General features: G+C 60.3%; 18 protein-coding genes. 7 read left to right on the top strand and 11 right to left on the bottom strand.

Annotated elements, in window-relative coordinates; translation table 11 throughout:
• Positions 1 to 67: 67 nt before the first annotated feature.
• Both K7A42_RS05675 and K7A42_RS05670 read right to left on the bottom strand, forming a co-directional pair.
• Entirely contained in the window at positions 68 to 808 is a 741-nt protein-coding gene (locus K7A42_RS05675) for a helix-turn-helix transcriptional regulator (RefSeq protein ID WP_004440251.1), read from the bottom strand.
• Between the two features lie 208 nt (positions 809 to 1,016).
• A complete protein-coding gene (locus K7A42_RS05670; RefSeq protein WP_107339382.1) occupies positions 1,017 to 1,856 on the bottom strand; it encodes an IclR family transcriptional regulator in 840 nt (279 codons plus the stop codon).
• A gap of 113 nt (positions 1,857 to 1,969) precedes the next feature.
• Here K7A42_RS05670 and K7A42_RS05665 point away from each other — a divergent pair, with 113 nt between their 5' ends.
• The 4 genes from K7A42_RS05665 to K7A42_RS05650 are packed head-to-tail and all read left to right on the top strand — an operon-like array spanning position 1,970 to position 5,191.
• Positions 1,970 to 2,740 carry an SDR family NAD(P)-dependent oxidoreductase gene (locus K7A42_RS05665; protein ID WP_153776684.1) on the top strand — a complete coding sequence of 257 codons (771 nt, stop codon included), beginning with the start codon at positions 1,970 to 1,972 and terminating at the stop codon, positions 2,738 to 2,740.
• Positions 2,740 to 3,654 (top strand): 2-dehydro-3-deoxygalactonokinase, encoded by a 915-nt coding sequence (locus K7A42_RS05660; protein ID WP_035211808.1) that lies wholly within the window; start codon positions 2,740 to 2,742, stop codon positions 3,652 to 3,654. The genes K7A42_RS05665 and K7A42_RS05660 overlap by 1 nt, the downstream gene beginning before the upstream one ends.
• A gap of 15 nt (positions 3,655 to 3,669) precedes the next feature.
• Positions 3,670 to 4,299 (top strand): 2-dehydro-3-deoxy-6-phosphogalactonate aldolase, encoded by a 630-nt coding sequence (locus K7A42_RS05655; RefSeq protein ID WP_282454950.1) that lies wholly within the window; start codon positions 3,670 to 3,672, stop codon positions 4,297 to 4,299.
• A 4-nt stretch (positions 4,300 to 4,303) separates the two neighbouring features.
• On the top strand, positions 4,304 to 5,191 hold the full coding sequence (locus K7A42_RS05650) for an SMP-30/gluconolactonase/LRE family protein (RefSeq protein ID WP_282454949.1): 888 nt from the start codon (positions 4,304 to 4,306) through the stop codon (positions 5,189 to 5,191).
• Positions 5,192 to 5,372: 181 nt separating this feature from the next.
• Here the strand turns inward: K7A42_RS05650 and K7A42_RS05645 are convergent, their stop codons facing one another.
• The gene (locus K7A42_RS05645) at positions 5,373 to 6,725 is read right to left on the bottom strand and encodes a putative bifunctional diguanylate cyclase/phosphodiesterase (RefSeq protein WP_004440238.1); all 1,353 of its coding nucleotides are present in this window, start codon (positions 6,723 to 6,725) and stop codon (positions 5,373 to 5,375) included.
• A 183-nt stretch (positions 6,726 to 6,908) separates the two neighbouring features.
• Positions 6,909 to 8,528 carry a response regulator gene (locus K7A42_RS05640; RefSeq protein WP_162719123.1) on the bottom strand — a complete coding sequence of 540 codons (1,620 nt, stop codon included), beginning with the start codon at positions 8,526 to 8,528 and terminating at the stop codon, positions 6,909 to 6,911.
• 406 nt (positions 8,529 to 8,934) lie between these two features.
• On the opposite strand from K7A42_RS05640, the gene mutL reads away from it, so the two are divergent.
• Positions 8,935 to 10,767 carry a DNA mismatch repair endonuclease MutL gene (gene mutL, locus K7A42_RS05635; protein WP_282454948.1) on the top strand — a complete coding sequence of 611 codons (1,833 nt, stop codon included), beginning with the start codon at positions 8,935 to 8,937 and terminating at the stop codon, positions 10,765 to 10,767.
• A gap of 150 nt (positions 10,768 to 10,917) precedes the next feature.
• Complete coding sequence (locus K7A42_RS05630) at positions 10,918 to 11,139, top strand: DUF2093 domain-containing protein (protein ID WP_004440232.1); 222 nt, start codon at positions 10,918 to 10,920, stop codon at positions 11,137 to 11,139.
• A 106-nt stretch (positions 11,140 to 11,245) separates the two neighbouring features.
• Here the strand turns inward: K7A42_RS05630 and lpxK are convergent, their stop codons facing one another.
• The 6 genes from lpxK to K7A42_RS05600 form a co-directional block, all read right to left on the bottom strand.
• Positions 11,246 to 12,292, bottom strand: a complete 1,047-nt coding sequence (lpxK, locus tag K7A42_RS05625) for a tetraacyldisaccharide 4'-kinase (protein WP_282454947.1) — start codon at positions 12,290 to 12,292, stop codon at positions 11,246 to 11,248.
• Positions 12,293 to 12,551: 259 nt separating this feature from the next.
• Positions 12,552 to 13,289: an HAD family hydrolase gene (locus K7A42_RS05620; RefSeq protein ID WP_282454946.1), complete on the bottom strand. Its 738-nt coding sequence runs from the start codon at positions 13,287 to 13,289 to the stop codon at positions 12,552 to 12,554.
• Positions 13,283 to 14,605 carry a lipid IV(A) 3-deoxy-D-manno-octulosonic acid transferase gene (gene waaA, locus K7A42_RS05615; protein WP_006699512.1) on the bottom strand — a complete coding sequence of 441 codons (1,323 nt, stop codon included), beginning with the start codon at positions 14,603 to 14,605 and terminating at the stop codon, positions 13,283 to 13,285. Before waaA ends, K7A42_RS05620 begins: the two co-directional genes overlap by 7 nt.
• A gap of 215 nt (positions 14,606 to 14,820) precedes the next feature.
• Positions 14,821 to 15,060, bottom strand: a complete 240-nt coding sequence (locus K7A42_RS05610; RefSeq protein WP_004440223.1) for a DUF4170 domain-containing protein — start codon at positions 15,058 to 15,060, stop codon at positions 14,821 to 14,823.
• A gap of 60 nt (positions 15,061 to 15,120) precedes the next feature.
• Positions 15,121 to 15,927 (bottom strand): 3'(2'),5'-bisphosphate nucleotidase CysQ, encoded by an 807-nt coding sequence (locus K7A42_RS05605; RefSeq protein ID WP_006699510.1) that lies wholly within the window; start codon positions 15,925 to 15,927, stop codon positions 15,121 to 15,123.
• A 91-nt stretch (positions 15,928 to 16,018) separates the two neighbouring features.
• Positions 16,019 to 17,365 carry a TldD/PmbA family protein gene (locus K7A42_RS05600; protein WP_282454945.1) on the bottom strand — a complete coding sequence of 449 codons (1,347 nt, stop codon included), beginning with the start codon at positions 17,363 to 17,365 and terminating at the stop codon, positions 16,019 to 16,021.
• A gap of 116 nt (positions 17,366 to 17,481) precedes the next feature.
• Here K7A42_RS05600 and K7A42_RS05595 point away from each other — a divergent pair, with 116 nt between their 5' ends.
• On the top strand, positions 17,482 to 19,311 hold the full coding sequence (locus tag K7A42_RS05595; protein WP_004440219.1) for a monovalent cation:proton antiporter-2 (CPA2) family protein: 1,830 nt from the start codon (positions 17,482 to 17,484) through the stop codon (positions 19,309 to 19,311).
• Positions 19,312 to 19,516: 205 nt separating this feature from the next.
• Here K7A42_RS05595 and K7A42_RS05590 read toward each other — a convergent pair whose 3' ends face one another.
• Positions 19,517 to 20,443 carry a patatin-like phospholipase family protein gene (locus K7A42_RS05590; protein ID WP_153776679.1) on the bottom strand — a complete coding sequence of 309 codons (927 nt, stop codon included), beginning with the start codon at positions 20,441 to 20,443 and terminating at the stop codon, positions 19,517 to 19,519.
• Positions 20,444 to 20,519: the final 76 nt, after the last annotated feature.

The raw sequence follows: 20,519 nt of genomic DNA, 5'->3' as shown, positions 1-20,519 counted from the left end.
TTCCGGTGATTCGAAAAGAGGATCGCCCAGGAAGGGCTTTATCACAATGATAAAATTGCGAGTTTCGCTATTTAATCAGTCCGACGCGCAGGGCCTTGGCGACCGCCTGGGTGCGGTTGACCGTATCGAGTTTTTTCGTCGCGCGGTTCAGGTAGTGATTGATGGTATGCTCCGACAACATCATGATCTCGGCGATTTCGGCACTGGTCTTTCCGGCTGCCGTCCAGTTCAGGCAGTCGATCTCCCGTTCGCTCAATGTTTCCGGCACGCGGAGATCGAGACGGCGGATTTCGGACAGCCGGGCAAAGACGTGGCTGGAAATGTAAAAAAGCTCCGCAAGCCGGGCTTCCGGCAGGGCCGTCTTGTTGCCGGAAAAGGATACGGCGCCGCGCCTGAGGGTGACATCATGCACCGGGAACCATACGGAATTTATCATCTCGAACCGTTCGAAAAGCGCGACCACGTTTTTCTTCAGGACATGCCCCTCGCCTTCGACCAGGAAATCCAGCGACACGGAAAAGGGTACAGTGGATTTTCTTAGCCGCGCCATGACGCGGCTGTTCTGCAACTCGCCTTCTTCATCATAGCGTTGCAACAGTTCGGCCGGCCAGCTGGTGATGACGGTATAATGCGACAATTCGCTTGAGACCTCTGTAGTGAGGTCGAGTACCATGAAGGCCCTGAATTCCCACGCTTCCGTCAGCCGCTTCAGGAAGCGGAATATATCGAACTGCGTATTAAGATTGGCGATCTCGCGAACGCAATCAACACCAATCGACTGAACGCTGGCCGTTTCTGTTTTCTGCATGAAAGCTGTTCTTCGAGCATGAGGAAATGCCGCCGCAAAGGCCCGCCTCTGCCCGGAATTTTGAGGATGTTACTCAGCAAATCGATTCATGCAAACAAAAGTTGAAAATTAGATCAGAATATTCGAAAATTAGCGTTATCTCGCGTAAGCCGGTCATGTCTCCTCTTTTTCGCGGGCGGGCATCCCCATAAGCGGCATCGCCTTTTCGTCAATCATCCGCAACCGGCGATAAGCGATAGACAAGTTCTGCCGAAATTTTATCGGCGGTTGCACGCACCAGCGGCGCCCAGGCGCGGAGCTGTTCCACATCCACCCTGTAGGCGGGGCCGGTCACTGAAATCGCCGCGCGGAAACTGCGTCCCGGGGCCGGTAACGGCGCCGCAACGCAATGAATGCCGATCTCGTGCTCCTGAAGATCGAAACCGTAACCGAGGGTGCGAATGGCCGAAACATCCTCCATCAGGGCCTGCGGTGTGGTGATGGTGTTGTCCGTGAAGCGCTTAAAATCCAGCCCGGCCGCGAGATCTTCGAGATCGCCGGCGGGTAGCAGCGACAGCGCGGCCTTACCCACGCCTGTGCAATAGGCTGGCGAGGTCTTTCCAACCTGCGAATGCATGCGCAAGCTGTGCTTGCCCTCAATCTTGTCCAGATAGGTCACTTCGCGGCCGATCAGAACCGCGAGATGCACCGATTCCTGCGTTGCCTCCTGCAGCGCCGCCAGGTGTGGGGCGGCTATGCTGCGCAGATCGTTGCCACTCCAGGCCTTGGCTGCAAACTGCAACAGCCTCAGGCCAACAACGTAGGTCTGGTCGGGGGCCTGCTCTATTAGGCCTTCGGCAAGCAGATGTGCGAGCTGGCGATGGACGGTGCCTCGCGGCTGCCCGCACGCTTCCACCACATCGGTGAAACGCATCTGCCTTTCAGAAAGGGCGATCAGTTCTAGGAGCGAGATGGCCTTACCAAGTGTACCGGTGTCGCTATCGGTTTTTTGCCGCGCGGCTGGAACTGCGCTGCGCATCCTCCCATTGGGTATTTTGGTATCAGGCATGGCAACATCCGTTGTCATTCACCTTGACATGAGGCTTGCGCCAAGGGAATAATTCCATTTATTAAAATCTAGTTCCAAATAATGGAACAATCAAGCCCCTGACGGATGAGATCATGCCGATGACGACAGCCCAATTTCCGGACCTCAAGGATGCGGGCGTGCTGATCACCGGCGGCGGTTCCGGCATCGGGGCTTCGCTCGTGGAAGCCTTTGCCATGCAGGGCGCAAAGGTAGCGTTCATCGATATCGCCGAAGAGCCGAGCGAAGCGCTGGTCCGGCGGCTTGCCGGGGTGTCGCCCCACCCGGTCCATTTCTTCAGGGCCGACCTGCGCGACGTGGCGGCCATAGCCGTGACCGTCACTGAGGCGGCCTCGGCGATAGGCGGCATCAAGGTTCTGGTCAACAACGCCGCCTGGGACGACCGTCATGACATAGATACGGTGACGGAAGCCTATTGGGATGCCAATCAGGCGGTCAATCTCAAGCAGATGTTTTTTACCGTTCAGGCCGCGCTTCCCTACCTCCGGCTCGCGAAAGACGCCTCCATCATCAATTTCTCGTCCATCTCGTTTCTGCTCAACATGGGCGAACTTCCCTCCTATGCGGCGGCGAAGGCAGGTATCATCGGGTTGACAAAAAGCCTTGCCGGCCGGCTGGGGCCAGAAAATATCCGCGTCAACACGCTGCTGCCGGGCATGATCGTGACCGAGCGGCAGAAGGAACTGTGGCTGACGGATGAGGGCATTGCGACGACCACGGCGCGGCAATGCTTGAAGCGCACGCTCGTCGCTGCCGATTTGTCTGGGCCATGCCTGTTTCTCGCATCCTCGGCATCAAGCGCCATCACGGCGCAATCCATAATCGTAGACGGAGGCCTTCTATAATGTCTGAACCCGCTTTTATCGCCGTTGACTGGGGTACGACCAGTTTCCGGCTCTGGCTCATGAGCCGCTCGGGTGCTGTGCTGGCGGAGCGCAGAAGTTCGGAAGGCATGACCACGGCCATGCGGACCGGTTTTGCCGAGGTTCTGCAAGCGCATCTCGACGCCATCGGCGCTCCTGAAGGTTTGCCGGTTCTCGTCTGTGGTATGGCAGGCGCGCGGCAGGGTTGGGTCGAGGCGGGTTACATCGACGTGCCGGCATCGCTGTCGTCGGTGCTGGATGGCGCGGTTCGCGTGCCGGGTCAGGCGCGCGATGTGCGCATTCTGCCGGGGCTGGCGCAGCGGGATAAAAACGCGCCCGACGTGATGCGTGGCGAGGAAACGCAATTGCTCGGCGCTCTTGCCTCCTCGGACACCGGCGAGAAACTTGTCTGCATGCCCGGCACGCATTCCAAATGGGTGACCGTTCGTGATGGCGACGTCAACGGCTTTGCCACCTTCATGACCGGCGAACTGTTCGAGGTCATTTCCAAGCAGACGATCCTGTCCCATGCGGTGGCCGAGGCGGAGCCTTTCACCGGCCAACACGAGGACTTCAGAGCGGCCGTGCTCGACATTTACGCCAATCCGCAGCTCGCCAGCAACCGGCTGTTCACACTGCGCTCCGGTCAATTGCTGCATGGCCTCGCCGCCACAGATGCCAAGGCCAGGCTTTCCGGCATCATGATCGGGCTGGAGATCGCCGGCGCGCATTCGACGGCGCGGCGGGAGACACCGGTGGTGCTGATCGGCTCCGGCGCGCTTGGCGCGCTTTACGAAGGTGCCTTCACCGCTCTCGATATACACTATACGGTCATCGACGCAGACGAAGCCGTGCGGCGCGGATTGCTGGCCGCTGCAACAGCCATCTGGCCATAAGAAGAAAGATCGACCATGCGTATTCCCTTCCCTTCCATCAAATATCCGCTGATTGCCATCCTGCGCGGCCTGAAACCCGAGGAGACAGAAGGCGTTGTCGGCGCGCTGATCGAAACCGGCTTCCGCGCCATCGAAATTCCGCTGAACTCCCCCGATCCGTTCCGCTCCATCGAGATCGCGGCAGAGATGGCGCCCGCCGATTGCCTGATCGGCGCCGGGACCGTGCTGAGCGTGGAAGACGTCGCATCGCTGGACGCGGCAGGCGGCAGGCTGATGGTTAGCCCCAATGCGGATGCGGAGGTCATTACAGCTGCACGTGAAAAAGGCATGGTGACGATGCCGGGCGTTCTCACCCCCACCGAAGCGCTGGTGGCCGCAAAAGCCGGTGCGACCGGGCTGAAGTTCTTCCCCGCCAGCATCATCGGCCCCGCCGGCATCAATGCGATCCGGACGATCCTGCCGAAGGATCTGGTCATCGCCGCGGTCGGCGGTGTCTCGGATAAGAATTTTGCCGACTATACATCGGCCGGCATCATGGCGTTCGGGCTCGGAACCAGCCTCTATAAACCCGGCATGACCGCAGCGGAGTTGCGCGAACGCGCCACTGTCACACTGTCGGCCTATGATGCAGCCATCGGAGGATAAGAGCTTGGCGACTGTTTTTCCCTTTACCGGACGTGTTCTTGACGAGACGCCGATGCTGCTCGGCGAAGGCCCGACCTTCGACCCTGCGACCGGCACGGCCTGGTGGTTCAACATTCTCGAGCGGGAATTGCATGAACTGCACCTCGCCTCCGGCCGCAAGACCGTCCATGCCCTGCCCTTCATGGGCAGCGCTCTGGCGAAAGTCAGCGACAGCCAACAGTTGATCGCCTCCGATGACGGGCTTTTCCTGCGTGATACGAAGACTGGTGTGCTGACTCTGCATGCGGAGCTGGAAAAGGACCTGCCCGGCAACCGGTCCAATGACGGGCGCATGCACCCTTGCGGCGCGCTTTGGATCGGCACCATGGGCCGCAAGGCGGAAACCGGCGCGGGCAGCATCTATCATGTTTACAAAGGCACGGTGACGAAGCTGTTTGCCGATATCAGCATTCCGAATTCGATCTGCTTCTCGCCCGATGGCGCGGCCGGATATTACGTCGATACCAAGGTGAACAAGCTGATTCGCGTGCCGCTCGATCCCGAGACCGGCCTCCCCTCCGGCAAGGCTGAAGTCTTCATCGATTCGACAGGAGTCGATGGCGGTATCGACGGCTCGGTCTGCGATGCCGAAGGGCATATCTGGAATGCTCGTTGGGGCGAAGGCGCGGTTGATCGTTATGATACCGACGGCAACCATATTGCCCGATATGCGGTGCCCGCGGGACAGACGACCTGCCCGGCCTTCGTCGGCCCGGACGCATCGCGCCTTCTCGTGACGTCGGCGCGTGAAAATCTTGACGAGGACGCCCTAGCCGCCAATCCGCAGCACGGGTTGACGTTCGAACTGGGGGTTGAAGTCAAGGGCCGGTTTGAGCCGCTTTACAGGCTCTGAGACGCGGCACGCACCGCCTTCTCATTCCTGTGCTTGTCACAGGAATCTAGCCAGCCCAAGTCTTGGACCGAAGGGACTCTCTTCGCCGCGCAGACGCGCGTCGGCCGGGTTCCCGTGACAAAGACAGGAATGTGGGGTGTTGGGGGCGTCCCCACCGCCTCGTCCAAGGTCATTCCGTTTCTCAGGAAATATCCGACAATATCTCGCGGTAATTCTCGTGTAGATACCGCTGGGTCGCCGCGGCGTCGGCGGGGCGGCCGTAGAAGTAGCCTTGTCCCATGGCGCAGCCGAGCGCGCGCAGTTTTTCCTCTTCCGCCCGCTCCTCTATCCCTTCGGCCACGACTTCAAGATCAAGCCCTTCGCACATGGCGACGATGGCCTTGATGATATGTTCGGAAGGGCGGTCGCTGCTGATGCGCGAGACGAAAGCGCGGTCGATCTTCACCTTGTCGAATGTGAAATCCCGCAGGCGGCCGAGGCTCGATTGGCCGGTGCCGAAATCGTCGAGAGAAATACGAACGCCCGCGCTCTGCAACTCGCTGATGATCCGCTGGGCGGTATCGGCGGAGGTCATGACCGCCGTTTCGGTGATTTCAAGCTCCAGCCGGTGCGGGTCGAGGCCGACACGCGAAAGTATGGACAGAATATTGTCGGCCGTGCTGGGGTCCATCAGTTGCGCGGACGACAGGTTGAAGGACAGAAAGAGCTCACGCGGCCAGAAAAGCGCCGCTTCCGCGGCTTTTCTGAGCAGGGCCTCCGAAAGCGCATCGATGAAACCGCGTTCTTCGGCCAGCGGCACAAAAACCGCAGGCGATACGAAGCCGAGATCCGGATCGTTCCAGCGCGCGAGCGCCTCGAAACCGATGACCTTCGCCTCCTCCAGCCGGACGATGGGCTGGAAATGCACGTCGATCGCGTCGGTGATGATCGCGTTTCTGAGCGCCTGCTCAAGCTGCGTGGCGCGCTTCATCTCCTGCGCAATCTCACGCGAATAGACGGTGATCTGGCCGCGGCCGCGCCGCTTGGAGCGGTAGAGCGCCGTCTCGGCGCTTTTCAGCAGATCCTCAAAATCATCGCCGGCGAAGGGATAGATGGCAAAGCCGAACGAGGAGGAAAGCCGGACGTTACGATCGCCAAGATCATAGGGAGCGGAGAGCACGTCCTTGATCATGTTGCCGACACGCTCGGCACCGGTGCGTTCGAACACCAGCGGCAATACGAAAGCGAATTCGTCGCCATCATGGCGCGTCACGATGGCGCCATCGGGAATGCAGGCTTTGAGGCGGTGAGCAACCTGGCAGAGGATTTCATCGCCCGCCTGCACGCCGAAAAGGTCATTGATGGGTTTGAAGCCGTCTATATTGGCGATGCCGACCGTGAAGGGTGCTGGATCGCTGGAGCGTTCGCTGGCGAGCATGCGGATCTTGTCCCGCAAACGGTAGCGGTTGCCGAGCCCTGTCAGCGGATCGCTGTAGGCCATCGCCTGAAGCTCGTTCTGGCTAACCTGCAACGTTTGCGGCTCTGCCCGTTTCATTCCTGCATCTCTTGAATCCTCTATCGACCGCGATCACAATGCAGGGCAAGTATTAAAAAAGCCATAGAGCGACGAACCGAAAAACGCAGACCGCCCTCGTTGAGACCCGCTGCCAGCGCAAAACGGCCGAGGCAGCGGCAATTAATTGTATGTTTACGCCACGCCGTTCGATGGAGGGGGCTATCACGCCTGCAGCTGCAGCACGTCCTTGCCAAAAAGCCGCACAAAAACAGCCTCCACCATATCGGGGCTGACAGGTTTCAGCAGCATGTCCTCCATCCCGGATGCGAGGCATTTGTCGAGGTCGCCTTCGAATGCGTGGGTAATGACGCCGACAACAGGAATGCGCTTTTCACCCGAAAGATCGCGCATGCGGCGGGCGACCTCGAAGCCGTCGATATCGGCAAGCGTCGTGTCAAGCAGGACGACCGATGGAGCCTGTTCCACGAAGAGACGCAGCGCTTCCTCGCCCGACGTGGCGAGCCGCCAGGAAAGCCCGAGACCCTCAAGTATCTGCGAAAAAACGATCTGGTTGACCCGGTTGTCCTCGACGAGAAGAACGTCGCACACGCCGCCGTTGCTGAGGATTTTGGGCAGGTCCTGCGTCATGATCTCCCAGTCCTCCTCTACCGATTTCTCCTTCGGCACCGAATGGAGCCCTACAGCCACATGATGCAACAACGACGCGTCAATCTCGTCCTCCTCGATGCTGACGACGGGCAGATGGTGTGCCGCGGCAATATCGAGGCATGCGATGCTCATCTGGGCGTCGATGACAACAACATCGATGGCAACCCCGGCGGAGGCGGCGACATCGATAAAGGCGCGCTGCTCTTCCTCGCTCGTCACCGCTGCATGGTCCATGCCACCTGCCGTGAGCTGGCGGCCTGCGGCCTCTGCAAAGCGGCTGTTTTCGGAGACGACCAGCACCGCCTTGCTTTTCAGCAAGCCGTTACGGCCTTCCTTCTCCTCATCCTTTCCATAGGTTGAGGACACAAATGCCACATGCTCCAGAGAAGGGATGACGGGCATGCCGTTCGCATCGAGCGTGGCGAGCGCAGTCACATCCTCCATCGTCGTCACCAGAAAATAACGGCCTGACCGTCCTACGCGCTGTTTGCGCGTGATCGTCAGTATCTCTTCACCGTTCAGGCGTCTCACCCTTTCCGGAATGACGCTTGGCGTGCCGCTCTCCAGTACCGTCCGGTCGGCCGCATCGATCCGCCCCGCAACCTTGCTTGAATGGAGATCGAAGACCGTGCGTCCGAGCAGGCTCTCGGGGCTGGTTTCGACCAGGGTGCAGGCGGATTTGTTCACGGCGGCATAGGCCAGGTTCCGGTCCTTGACGAAGACGGGAAACGGCAGATTGTCGAGAATATCCTCGAGGAGCTGTACGCGCTCGAGATCGATACGCCATTGTTCTTCACGCTTCTTCTGTTCAGAAATATCCGCGAGGACACTAATGCCGAGACCGGATGGCAGGCGGTTCATGACAAAGCGCAGGAACCGCTCCCCCTTCAGCCGTTCGGTTTTTTCAGACCGTTCCTTCCAGTGCAGAGCCAGCCGTTCGCCGATCCACTCTTCCCGACCGAACTGGCGGGCATTGGCGGCAGGATTTTCCGTCTCGATATGGTAACAATCGTACAGGGCGCCAAGATAATCGCGCAGGCGCGCGCCGGGGCCGATGACGGCCTCTTCCAGCGGGAAAAAACTGAGGAGCTTCCGGCTTGCGAAAATAATGTGATCGTTACGGTCGTAAACGACGATCGCCGCGCCAAGCGCGTCGCAAAGGGCATCAAGCATCACCGTATGAACGCCCGCGCCGGAGGACGCCAAATCACTCAACTGCAAACTCCCGCCTGTTTTAATGGGTCAGGCTTTTGTTTCTATTGGAATCGTCCAGGGCAGATGCCGGGATGAAACGAAAATTCCGGAAAACAGACATCAGGGTTTGCCGCTTGAAGCAGTCTTGAGGAGAAGATGACGCTCACCCATAGTCGACGTCACACACCACCCGGCAGAGGTGGCCCCGTTTCTGCGGTCATTTCAAGCTGCCCCACCATAAACAAGGGCGATTAAGGGCGGATTAACGCTTAAACTGCATTGGCGGAAATGGTCCGATGCCATGCAACCCGCAAAACATGTGCAAATTTCCGCGGTCTCAGTTTTTTGCTTTCGAAGCCGGCGCGAATCCGCGAAAATGGCGATCATGGCCATCAAGCAGCTCTCAGAAACCCTTATCAACCAGATCGCCGCCGGCGAGGTCATCGAAAGACCCTCCAGCGCCACGAAGGAACTGGTGGAAAATGCCATCGACGCCGGGGCGACGCGCATCGAGATCGCCACGGCGGGCGGCGGCAAGGGGCTGGTGCGGATTACCGACAATGGCTGTGGCATGTCTCCGGCCGATCTCGAGCTTGCGGTCAGGCGGCACTGCACCTCGAAGATTTCCGATACACTTGACGATATACGCACGCTCGGCTTCCGCGGCGAGGCACTGCCCTCCATCGGCTCCGTGGCCAAGCTGACGATCACCAGCCGCCAGCAGGGCGCGGAGCAGGGTTCGGTGATTTCCGTCACCGGCGGCAAGGTTTCCGATGTGAGGCCGGCCGCCTCGAATGCCGGCACCATCGTCGAGGTGCGCGACCTGTTCTTCGCCACACCGGCACGGCTGAAATTCCTGAAGACGGAACGCGCCGAAGCGGCCGCAATCACCGAAGTCGTCAAACGCATGGCGATCGCCTTTCCGCATATCCGCTTCGTGCTGTCAGGCACGGATCGGTCGACGCTCGAAATTCCGTCGACGGGTGACGATCATCTGGCCCGCATGGCGCAGATTCTCGGTGCGGACTTCAAGGACAACGCCATTGAAATCGATGCCGGGCGTGAGGATGTGACGCTGACGGGCTTTGCCGGCGTGCCCACCTTCAACCGTGGCAATTCGGCGCATCAATATGTCTTCGTCAACGGCCGTCCGGTGCAGGACAAACTGCTTTTATCCGCCATTCGCGGTGCTTATGCCGAAACCGTGCCGCATGGGCGATATCCTGTCGCGGTGCTTTCCATCACGCTCGATCCCGCCTTTGTGGATGTAAACGTACACCCGGCGAAATCCGACGTTCGTTTTCGCGACCCCGGGCTCATTCGCGGGCTGATCGTCGGCGCGATCCGCCAGGCGCTGACGCGTGACGGCGACAGGGCGGCAACGACGGGCGCCAGCCAGATGATGAACGCCTTCCGCCCCGGCTATAGCCCTTCTGGCCTCAGGCCATCGCCTTTCACGACCGCTCCCACGCCATGGTCCGCCGCGACCTCGCCGTCACGGCCGCTCGCCGTTTCAGGCGCAACGCAGTTTTCGGAGGCGGTACAATCACATTTCTCGGACATCACCACCCCAACGGCGCGGGCCGAGTCTCGGGAAACTTATGAAGCCGGCGCGAGCTCCTCGCCCGAGCCCACGCTCTACCCGCTCGGGGCCGCGCGGGCGCAGCTGCACGAGAACTACATCATCGCGCAGACAGAAAACGGCCTTGTCATCGTCGACCAGCATGCGGCGCATGAGCGGCTGGTTTTCGAGCAGATGCGGAATGCACTGCATTCCAAACGGCCGGCTTCGCAGGTGCTGCTCATCCCCGAAATCATTGATCTGCCGGAAGAAGATTGCGACCGGCTGATGGATCACGCCACCGGTTTCGATGCGCTGGGGCTCGTCATCGAGCGTTTCGGGCCGGGTGCCGTCGCCGTTCGCGAAACCCCGGCCATGCTGGGTGAGGTCAACGTGCAGGGAATGGTGCGCCAGCTTGCCGACGAGATCGCCGAATGGGACGCCGCCTCGACGCTTGCCAACAAGCTGGAATATGTCGCCGCCACAATGGCCTGCCACGGCTCGGTGCGTTCCGGCCGGCGCATGCGGCCGGAGGAGATGAATGCGCTTCTGCGGCAGATGGAAAATACACCGGGTTCGGGCCAGTGTAATCATGGCCGTCCGACCTATATCGAACTGAAGCTTTCCGATATAGAACGGCTCTTCGGCCGCAGCTGACGCCGTCTTACATGCACGGGCGTCGGGGCTGGCCTTGCGCCACGCCGGCCTATATAAATTCAGGATACTGGAGCATCCGGATTGTTCAGGAAAACGCTACGCCGTTTCGGACTGGGTGCCCCGACAGGACAGAGCAGGAGACGAAAACGGATGAACAGATTTGAAGGAGGCGGCAATCGCCTCGCCGTCATCGAATATCTCGACGGTGACTTCCGCATCGTCCAGACCGGCTCGCATGTCATCTGCGCCATGACAGGCAAGAGCATTCCGCTCGATGAGCTGCGCTACTGGAGCGTGGCGCGGCAGGAGGCCTATGTGGATGCCGCGGCTTCTCTGGAAGCCGAAAAGAAGGCCGGTACTTTGCCGGCATAAGGAGGGAAGCGACGCGTTGAGTGTCGCGTGTTTGCCTCCCTCGTCCCTGTGCTCGTCACGTCAGTGAGGAGAAACCGGCGCACGACGGCTTGTCTTTTTCGGTGCCTTATAGCGACGTCCGCGAATTATCCCGAAGCAAACGGGCGCGGCAGTTCGCCACGGCCGTATCGATAATCGTTCCAGCCGCATTGGGATCGTCGAACACCATGTCGACCTCGATCACCAGGCTGTTCCAGAGCAATTCCTCTGCCCGGCCGTGGTGCCCGTTAAGCCGCACGGCATCCTTGGCCGTGGTGACAAGTTGCAGATCCGCCTTGCCTGCGTCCTGCAGAAGATCGGCAATCTCGTCATCGCTGAAGTGGTGATGATCCGGGAAAGCGCGCTGCATCACGATATCGCCGCCGAGCGCTTCGACGGTTCGATAAAATTTGGCCGGGTCGGCTATGCCCGCATAGGCCAGCACACGCCTTCCCCTGAAATCCTGCGGCTCCTGCGGCGTGATCGCCGCAACGAAAACGGGTTTAGCAGCCTTTGCGGCTCGCCGCACAAGGGCATCGGCCGCGTGACCATTACCGACCTTCAGGAGCCCGGTCATATGCCGCATCTGTTCGGCGAGCGGTGCTCTTACCGGACCGCCCGGCACCAGATGGCCGTTGCCGATGCCGCGCATCGTATCGATGACGACAAGCGCATAATCCAGCGTCAGACGCGCACTCTGAAACCCGTCATCCATGATGATGAGATCGACGCCCTCTTTGATCAGGCGATGCGCACCCTCAACGCGGCGGCGCGAAATCACCGTCACCGCTTCGCGCGCCAGAAGCAACGGCTCGTCGCCGACATCGGCAGAGCGATGATGTGCGGGATCGACAAGGGTGGTGACGTCCAGTGTGCCGCCATAACCGCGGCTGAGAAATCCGGGTTTCAAGCCTTTCGCAACGGCGGCCCTTGCAATTGCCATTGCCGTCGGCGTCTTGCCGGCGCCACCCACGGTAAAGTTGCCGATGCAGATGACCGGAACGGTGACACTTGCCCTTTTTGCCGTCCGCATGCGCCGGCCGGCGACCTTGCCGTAAAGAAGCGAGAAAGGAGACAGGAGCCACGCCTGCCAGCCCGCTTTCTGCCACCAGAAGGGCGGCGCTTCAGAAACCATCTATTCCCGCTCCCGGCCGGGTCGCCCACGGCATTGCGTTCGCCATTTCACGTCTGGGAGGTTGTTTGCCAGAAAAAACCGTAAATTGCAAAATCCGAATAGACGGCTTTACGCACCGGTGCTGATACGGACTGGCCGTGATTTAACATGGAACTTCAATCTGCGCGCCGCGATATCCATTTTCTCCGTCATACCGGCTCAAGGCCGGCATGACGGGACGTAGAGAGTGCCGCGACAATGCAAACCGTGCGGCACCGCTTCAAACAGCCCGTTCCGGCAGAAGCGCTTCGAGCCCGGTGATGTCATCGAAACAATAATGGGCATCCGCACCCAGGCTTTCGCGAGAGCCGGTGCCGGTGAGAACGGCGACCCTGAGACCCGCGCCGGCGTTTTTCGCCATATGCAGATCGTGGTTATTATCGCCGACGACGGCCACGCGGTCGGGAGAGATACCGATCGCCTGACAGAAGCCGAGGACCATGCCGGGCTGCGGCTTGGTGCCGTAACCGCTGTCATATCCCGCAACGAAATCGATATCGTTTTCGAAACCGAAGCGGATGGCCGTCTGGCGGATGGAGTTTTCGTTGTCGCTGGAGGCGATACCGAGCTTGTAGCCGCGAGCCTTCAGCCTCGCGAAAAAACCCTTGAGATCGGTCACCGGCACGGATTTAGCCGCGGCCTCGGTAAAAAGCCGGTCGAGACGTTGCGTGAGCTCGACAACATCGCAGGGCGAGCCGGCGGCGACGAGACCGGCGGCGATCTCCGCCGTGTTGCCGGCGGCCAGAAGACTGTCGGGCACCACATGACCGGTAACGGGATCCATGCCGCAGGCGGAGAGAAGCCTGTCGGCGAGGACGGGATCTCCCTTGGCCGCAATCGACGCGAGTTCGCGGTTCACCGGTCCCCAGCTTGCGTCATAGCCCAGCAGCGTGCCGTCCTTGTCGAAAAGCACTGCGGCGATTGACTGCGCGGCGTTGAGTTCTATATCCGCTACCATGATCCGATGGCGCTCCGCGGCTGCAGCTTGGCGGAAACGGTGAGCGGGTTGATATAGGGCTCCAGCGCCTTCACCGTGGAGGAAAGCGCGCCGCGCATATCCTGAATGACCCGATTGCCCGCATCGATCATCTTGTAACGCTCATTATCGTTGACGAGCAGATAATGCACCGCCTTTGCCAGCATCTCCACATCACGGATAATGCGGCCACCACCTGCGCGGATCAGCTTCTGATAGGCCTCGCGGAAGTTCTGCACATGCGCGCCCGACAAAACCGCACAGCCAAGCATGGCAGGCTCCAGCGGGTTCTGCCCGCCTTCGGCCGTCAGCGAGCGGCCAACAAAGGCAAGCTCGGTCAGCCGCAGGTAAAGCCCCATTTCGCCAATGGAGTCTCCGAGGAAAATATCGGTTTCAGGCGTTATCACATCATTGCGGCTGCGGCGAGCAACGGAGAGATTCATGCCCTTCAGCATGGCCTCCACCTCATCTCCACGCTCGGGATGGCGCGGCACGATGATGGTCAGTTGCCCGTTGCGCGACTTGATCGCCGCATGCACGGTGGCTGCGGCCTTCTCCTCACCGTCGAAGGTTGAGATCGCCGCCCATGTCTTGCGATTGCCGACCTGCTTGCGGTAGCTCTCCAGCAGCGCCTCGTCACAGGGCGGCGGGTCGGTGTCACCCTTGAGGTTACCCGATATCACCACCGGCCAGGAACCGAGATCGCGGAAACGTTCGGCATCGAGATCGGATTGGGCAACCACCAGCGCCAGCTTGGAAAACAGCGATTCAGCAATGTCGTGGCGAGCTTTCCAGCGATCGAAGGAACGGTCGGAAAGGCGTGCATTGACCCGGATCTGCGGAATGTGCCGACGCTCCAGTTCCATCATCGTCACCGGCCAGATTTCGGACTCGGCCGTGATGGCGGCATCGGGTGCCCAGTAGGTCAGGAAACGGTTGACCGCGATCTTGATGTCGAGCGGCACATATTGGTGGATCACGTCATCGCCGAGCCGGGTGCGGGTCAGTTCGGCCGAGGTGACCGTACCCGTGGTCAGAAGCACGAAGATGTCGCGTTTGCGGATTTCGCGGATGAGCGGAATGAGCGCCAGCGTTTCGCCGACACTTGCGGCGTGGAACCAGACGAGCGGCCCGCGCGGGCGCTCGGCACTCGCATAACCGAAACGTTCGAGCCGGCGGCGTTTGTCTTCCTTGCCCTTGGCGGCCCGATAGGAAAGATAGGGCTTGGCAAACGGGTAAGCGGCGATACCGGCAATGCGGTAACCGGAAAGAGCGAAACGTGCGATACGGCTGCTCATGACAGTCTGCCCTTGATCATTCCGCGCAATGCCCTGCCCCTGTTCTGGTTGTTATCGCCGCCTACTTCTTCTCAAATTGCGTCATTTTTTGTCATCGGAAACGAAAGCGCGATCACATTTTCTCGTAACGGCATTCCCGGGCTGCGCCGCTCGCGCAGGAATCACGGGAAAGCGCGCTTTCATCCAATAGTATTACAACGCAAGGGCAAAGGGACTCAAATTTTGTCGTCAGGATTGAGAAGACGATGCATATGCACGATAAAATAACGCATATGGGCGTTATCGACAGTCATCTGTGCCTTCGACTTCCAAGCCGTGAGCGCGGAGGCGTAATCTGGGTAGATGCCGACGATGTCGAGCGCGCTCAAATCCCGGAACTGAACATCCTGAAGGTTTTCCAGTTCGCCGCCGAAGACGAGGTGCAGCAGCTGTTTCGGTTTGCCAGTTTCCGTCATGTCTTATCTCTTTCTTGAACTCTGAGAGAGGCCTTCATCTGCGGGATTTCCCGCCAAACGTCAACTGCCAGACGGATGTGAAAACGCTTTCAAAAGTGCAGGCAGCGCATAATTTGCTGCGGCGCACAATGCGGGGTGGTTCACCCGGCGGCGATTATACATCAGAGGTTTGCCATCCAGACCGGCAAGCCGGCCGCCGGAGCGTTCGAGAATGAGATCGGCCGCGGCCAGGTCCCACTCGTGTGAGTTGGGCATGACCAGCGTACCGTCGATACGACCATCCGCCACCATCGCCAGCCGGTAGGCCAGCGACGGCACATGCGGGACACGCTCGACATTGTTGCGCATCGTTTCCGGCAGATGCGTGATCGCCTCTGCCGCGGCGGCGAGATGGAAGGTGCCGGTATTGCCGCCGCTTGCGGAGATGGGGCTTCCGTTTTTTAACGCCACGCCGCCCTCTATCGCGGTAAATTCCTCCGACAGCGCCGGTGCGACGAGTACGCCCACCACCGGTCGCCCTTCATGCACCACGGCAACGCTGATGCACCAGGTATCCCTGCCGCCAATGAAGGCGCGGGTGCCGTCGATGGGATCAACCACAAAGACGGTGGAACGGGAAAGCCTGTCCGCGTCGTCATCCGTCTCTTCGGAAAGCCAGCCATAATCCGGCCGGGCGGAGCGCAGAATGGTTTCGAGGATTTCATTGGCGGCGTAATCGGCCGCGCTTACCGGCGAAAGCCCGCCATTCTTCCACCAGACCTCGGGATCCTTGCGGAAGAAACCGAGGGCTGTCTCGCCCGCCTTGCGGGCGGCTTCGAGGACCAGCCTCAGATCGGAGGCCCAGCGGGCCTCATCCATGTCGTTCATCTTGCCGTCTTTTCCGCGCGCCTCAGATGGCGCGCCCGTTTTTCTGTTCGCACTTGCATATGAAGCGCCAGCGAAAACCCCGCAGGTCGCCTCACTTGCCTGCGATCGTCATGCCTTCGATGGCGAGCGTCGGGGCCGCGATGCCGTATTTGCGATCAATATCGTTGGCCGGCGTGATCCGCATGAACATGTCCTTCAGGTTCGAGGCAATCGTGACCTCGGAAACCGGAAAGGTCTTTTCGCCGTTCTCGATCCAGAAACCGCTCGCGCCGCAACTGTATTCACCAGTGATCATGTTGGCACCGTGGCCGATCAGCTCGGTGACGTAAAAGCCCGACCCGACCTGCCCCAGCAGGTCCTCCGGCGAGAGATCGCCCGGCTCCAGAGCAAGGTTGGTGGAGGCCGGCGAGACCGAAGTGCCGCCACGCACGCCGCGGCCGTTGGTTTCCAGGCCGAGTTCCCGTGCCGCGGAGGTGGAGAGGAACCAGTGCTTCAAAACGCCATCCTCAATCATCGTCATCTTTTCGCCGCGAACACCTTCGCCATCGAAAGGACGGGAGGAAGGGCCACGCACGATCTGAGGATCGTCGGTGAGGTACAGGCCTTTTTTCAGCACCTGCTGGCCCATCTTGTCGCGCAGGAAGCTGGTCTTGCGGGCAACGGAAGCGCCGTTGATCGCGCCTGCAATCGCACCGACGAAGCCGCGGGCGATACGGGGATCAAACACGACAGTGATGTTGCTGCCGGTATCGACCTGGCGCGGGCCAACACGGCGCACGACTTTTTCCCCGGCGCGGCGGCCGATCTCTTCGGCGGCATCGAGATCTGCATAATAAAGGCGGCTGTCGAAATCGTAGTCGCGCTCCATCTTCGTGCCTTCGCCGGCGATGACACTGACGGAACGGCTGAAACGGCTGCCCATATAGCTGCCGGCAAAGCCATGCGAGGTGACGAGAACGAGACCGCCCATCCCGCTCGATGCACCGGCGCCGGAGGAATTGCTGACGCCCTTGACCGCCAGCGCCGCCTCTTCCGAAGCAAGGGCCGCCTCGCGCAATTGATCCGCAGACACGTCCGTTGCATCGAAAAGCTCGAGATCACCATAGGAAGTTGCCAGCCGTTCCTTGTCCGCAAGGCAGGCAAAGGGGTCTTCCGGCGAAACCTTCGCCATGGCCACTGCCCTTTCCGCCAAGGTCTTCAGATCGAAGCCGGGATTGGCCGAAACGCTTGCCACCCGGCGGCCAACGAAGACACGCAGGGAAAAATCGTCGCTTTCGGAGGATTCGGTGCTTTCCACCTTGCCGAGCCGCACGCCGACCGACTGTGAGCGCGAACGCACGACAACAGCATCCGCCTCATCCGCGCCGGCGGCCCGGGCAAGATCGACAAGCTGGCTGGCGCGCTCGAGAAGTTTGGAAGAATCTATTTCTGAGGACATGAGTTGGCCTTTCATTCCTGTTCCATTTATTGTGCCAGCAACCCCGCATCAAGGGCGAAACGTCGCTTTCTCCGTCCAGAGGGCGCCATCGCCACCCTATTCGAAAGTTCGCCCGCATGACCGAGCACGACGCTCTCTTTTCCGAACCCTTGCTGCTTCTGGCCGGCGCGGTCATTGCGGCTTCCGTTTTCCGCAAACTCGGACTTGGCACCGTGCTCGGTTATCTGGTGGCCGGCATCGTCATCGGGCCGTTCCTGCATCTGGTTACCGATGCGAAGGACATCTTCAACGTCTCGGAACTCGGCGTCGTTTTCCTGCTCTTCATCATCGGGCTGGAACTCAAGCCGTCGCGCATCTGGCAGATGCGGCGCGATATTTTAGGGCTGGGGCTTGCGCAAGTACTGGTGACGGGCAGTGTGCTTGCGGCGATTGTATGGTGGGCGGGGCTGATCGACTGGCGCGGCAGCCTCGTCGCAGGTTTCGGCCTTGCGCTTTCCTCCACCGCCTTTGCACTGCAGATCCTTGCCGATGACGGCGACATGAATACAAGGCACGGCAACCGGTCCTTCTCGATCCTGCTGTTTCAGGATCTCGCCATCGTGCCGCTTCTTGCCCTTGTCACCATTCTTTCCAACCGGCCCGATGTGCCGACGGATTCCATGGTGTCCGATCTCATCGCCTCCGTCGTCGCGGTGGCCGGAATGATCCTTGCCGGGCGGTATCTTCTCACCCCCATGTTCCAGATCATCGCCCGCACCGGCGCGCGGGAGGTGATGATCGCCGCCGCCCTCTTCGTCGTCATCGGCGCCGCCGCGATCATGGAGGCGGTCGGCCTGTCGATGGGCATGGGCGCGTTGCTGGCGGGGTTGATGCTGTCGGAATCCTCCTATCGGCACGAGCTGGAGGCCGATATAGAGCCGTTTCGCGGGTTGTTCCTGGCATTGTTCTTCATGGCCGTCGGCATGTCGCTGCACGTCCATATCGTTTATGAGAACATCGTGCTTATCCTGATCGCCGTGCCTGTCATGATGGCGGTGAAGGCGGCGCTGATCTATGGCCTCTGCCGCATCGCAGGCTCATCGCGTTATGCGTCGAGCCGCATCGCGCTGCTTCTGGCGCAGGGCGGCGAATTTGGTTTCGTGCTTTTCACCACGGCTGCCGCCTCGGGGCTGTTTCCGCAGGCAACGGCCTCGATCCTCGTTGCCGTCGTTACGCTCTCCATGGCGCTGACGCCGCTTCTTGCGGTGATTTCACGCCGGCTGACGGCGGAGGATGCGGAAGAAGACAAGCTGGAAGAGGATTTCGACGGAGCCGGCGCGGATGTGCTGATGATCGGCTTTTCCCGTTTCGGTCAGATCGCCTCGCAAATCCTTCTCGCCGGCGGGCGCGACGTGACCGTGATCGACAGTTCCGCCGATCGCGTGCGTCAGGCCGCCCGTTTCGGTTTCCGTATCTTTTTCGGTGATGGCACCCGCAAGGACGTGCTGATCGCCGCCGGCATCGAACGGGCCGATCTGGTGGCTGTCTGCACCCACAAGAAGGAAGTCACCGACCGTATCATCGACATGATCCAGTCGGAATTTCCAAGCGTGCGCATCTATGCCCGCTCCTATGACCGCATTCATTCGATCGACCTTAGAAAGAAGGGCGTGGAATATGAGCTCCGCGAAACGCTGGAATCCGGCCTGCTGTTTGGCAGGCGCATTCTCGAGGGGCTCGATATGGATGGCGACAGGGCTCTGGCGATTGCCGACGACATTCGCGAACGCGATGAGGAGCGACTGCAGTTGCAAGCCGTGGAAGGCCTCGCCGCCGGCCGGCAGATGCTGCACAACAAGCCGGTACGCGAGGTGAAGCCGGAACCGCTGATGAAGCCGAAGAACAAGGCGGAAAAGCGGGAGGAAGAAGAGGATATGGAGGACAGCGAGACGGAGGTGTCGTTGTGAAATGCGTTCTTCGTAGTGGCTGGGATAGCGCCACTTATGTCTTCTCCCCGCCGGGGAGAAGTCCGCGGCAGCGGGATGAAGGGGCAAGTTCTCCGAAATCCGGCAACGTTCCCCCTCATCCGACCCTTCGGGCCACCTTCTCCCCGGCGGGGAGAAGAAACCAGTGGCACCCGCTCGTTCCTAGCGAATACTCAGGGATTACTGCTTAAGCCTCCACGCCCTGCCCGCGATGAAACAGCTCTACCTGCAGTTCGATCTGGCGTTTCAGATCATCCTTGATGCTGGACGACGCGTTCAGCACCTCTTCCGACTTCAGGAAGTCCAGCACGCCGAAACGGTGAACCGGAGGGCGTAGGAAAATGTGTGGCGGGCGCAGTCTGAGCTTCAGGGCAATCGCCGCCTGCATCATCAGCTGGCTGGCGCCGAACAGGCTTTCCAATCGGCTGGGCATGGTGGTTCCATCCCCTTCCGGACCACCGACGACATCGACGCCAATGACGATATCGGCGTGATCCAGCAAATGTTCATAGGGGACCGGATTGAAGATACCGCCATCGATCATGATGCGGCCATCGATACGAACAGGCATGAACAGCGCCGGAATGGCGGCTGAAGCCGCCAGCGCCTGGATGATCTCGCCGCTCTCGACCACCACTTCGGTCTGGGCGTAATAATCCGTGGTTATCACTTTCAGCGGAATGGCGAGTTCGGAAAAATCCTTCGGCAGCGTCTGTGGCATCAAGGCGTGGAGAATGAGTTCGAGATTGAACTGGCCGAGACGAAAACCGTCCACCGCATGGCGCATCGATGCCGGGCCGAGGCTCCAGAGCCGGTTGGCGACCGAACCTTTGCGTCCCATAAGTTCCAGCGTGTATTCGCGGATTTCGCGGCCAGACATGCCGGCCGCCATGCCCGCGCCGATGATGGAGCCGATGGACGAACCGGAAATTGCCACGGGCCGGATGCCGAGTTCGTCGAAAGCCTCGATAACGTTGATATGGCAGATGCCGCGTGCGCCGCCGCCGCCGAGCGCCAGTCCGAATGTCGGCTCATGATTGCCCGCACCATCGCCTTCGAGAACTTCTTCTCCGGCGCGGACGATCGTGACGCTTTCGTTCCCAGCCTGATCCATGCGAAACACCCAAAACTGGTTACCACGGTGAAGGGGTCTGCCTATCCGGCAAACACGACAAGACCGTGGCGTGACG

This window comes from Agrobacterium sp. InxBP2, from assembly GCF_026191755.1.
GTDB classification, from domain to species: domain Bacteria; phylum Pseudomonadota; class Alphaproteobacteria; order Rhizobiales; family Rhizobiaceae; genus Agrobacterium; species Agrobacterium pusense.
The sequence above is the reverse complement of the archived record's forward strand: the minus strand, read 5'-3'. Positions and strand labels throughout refer to the sequence as shown.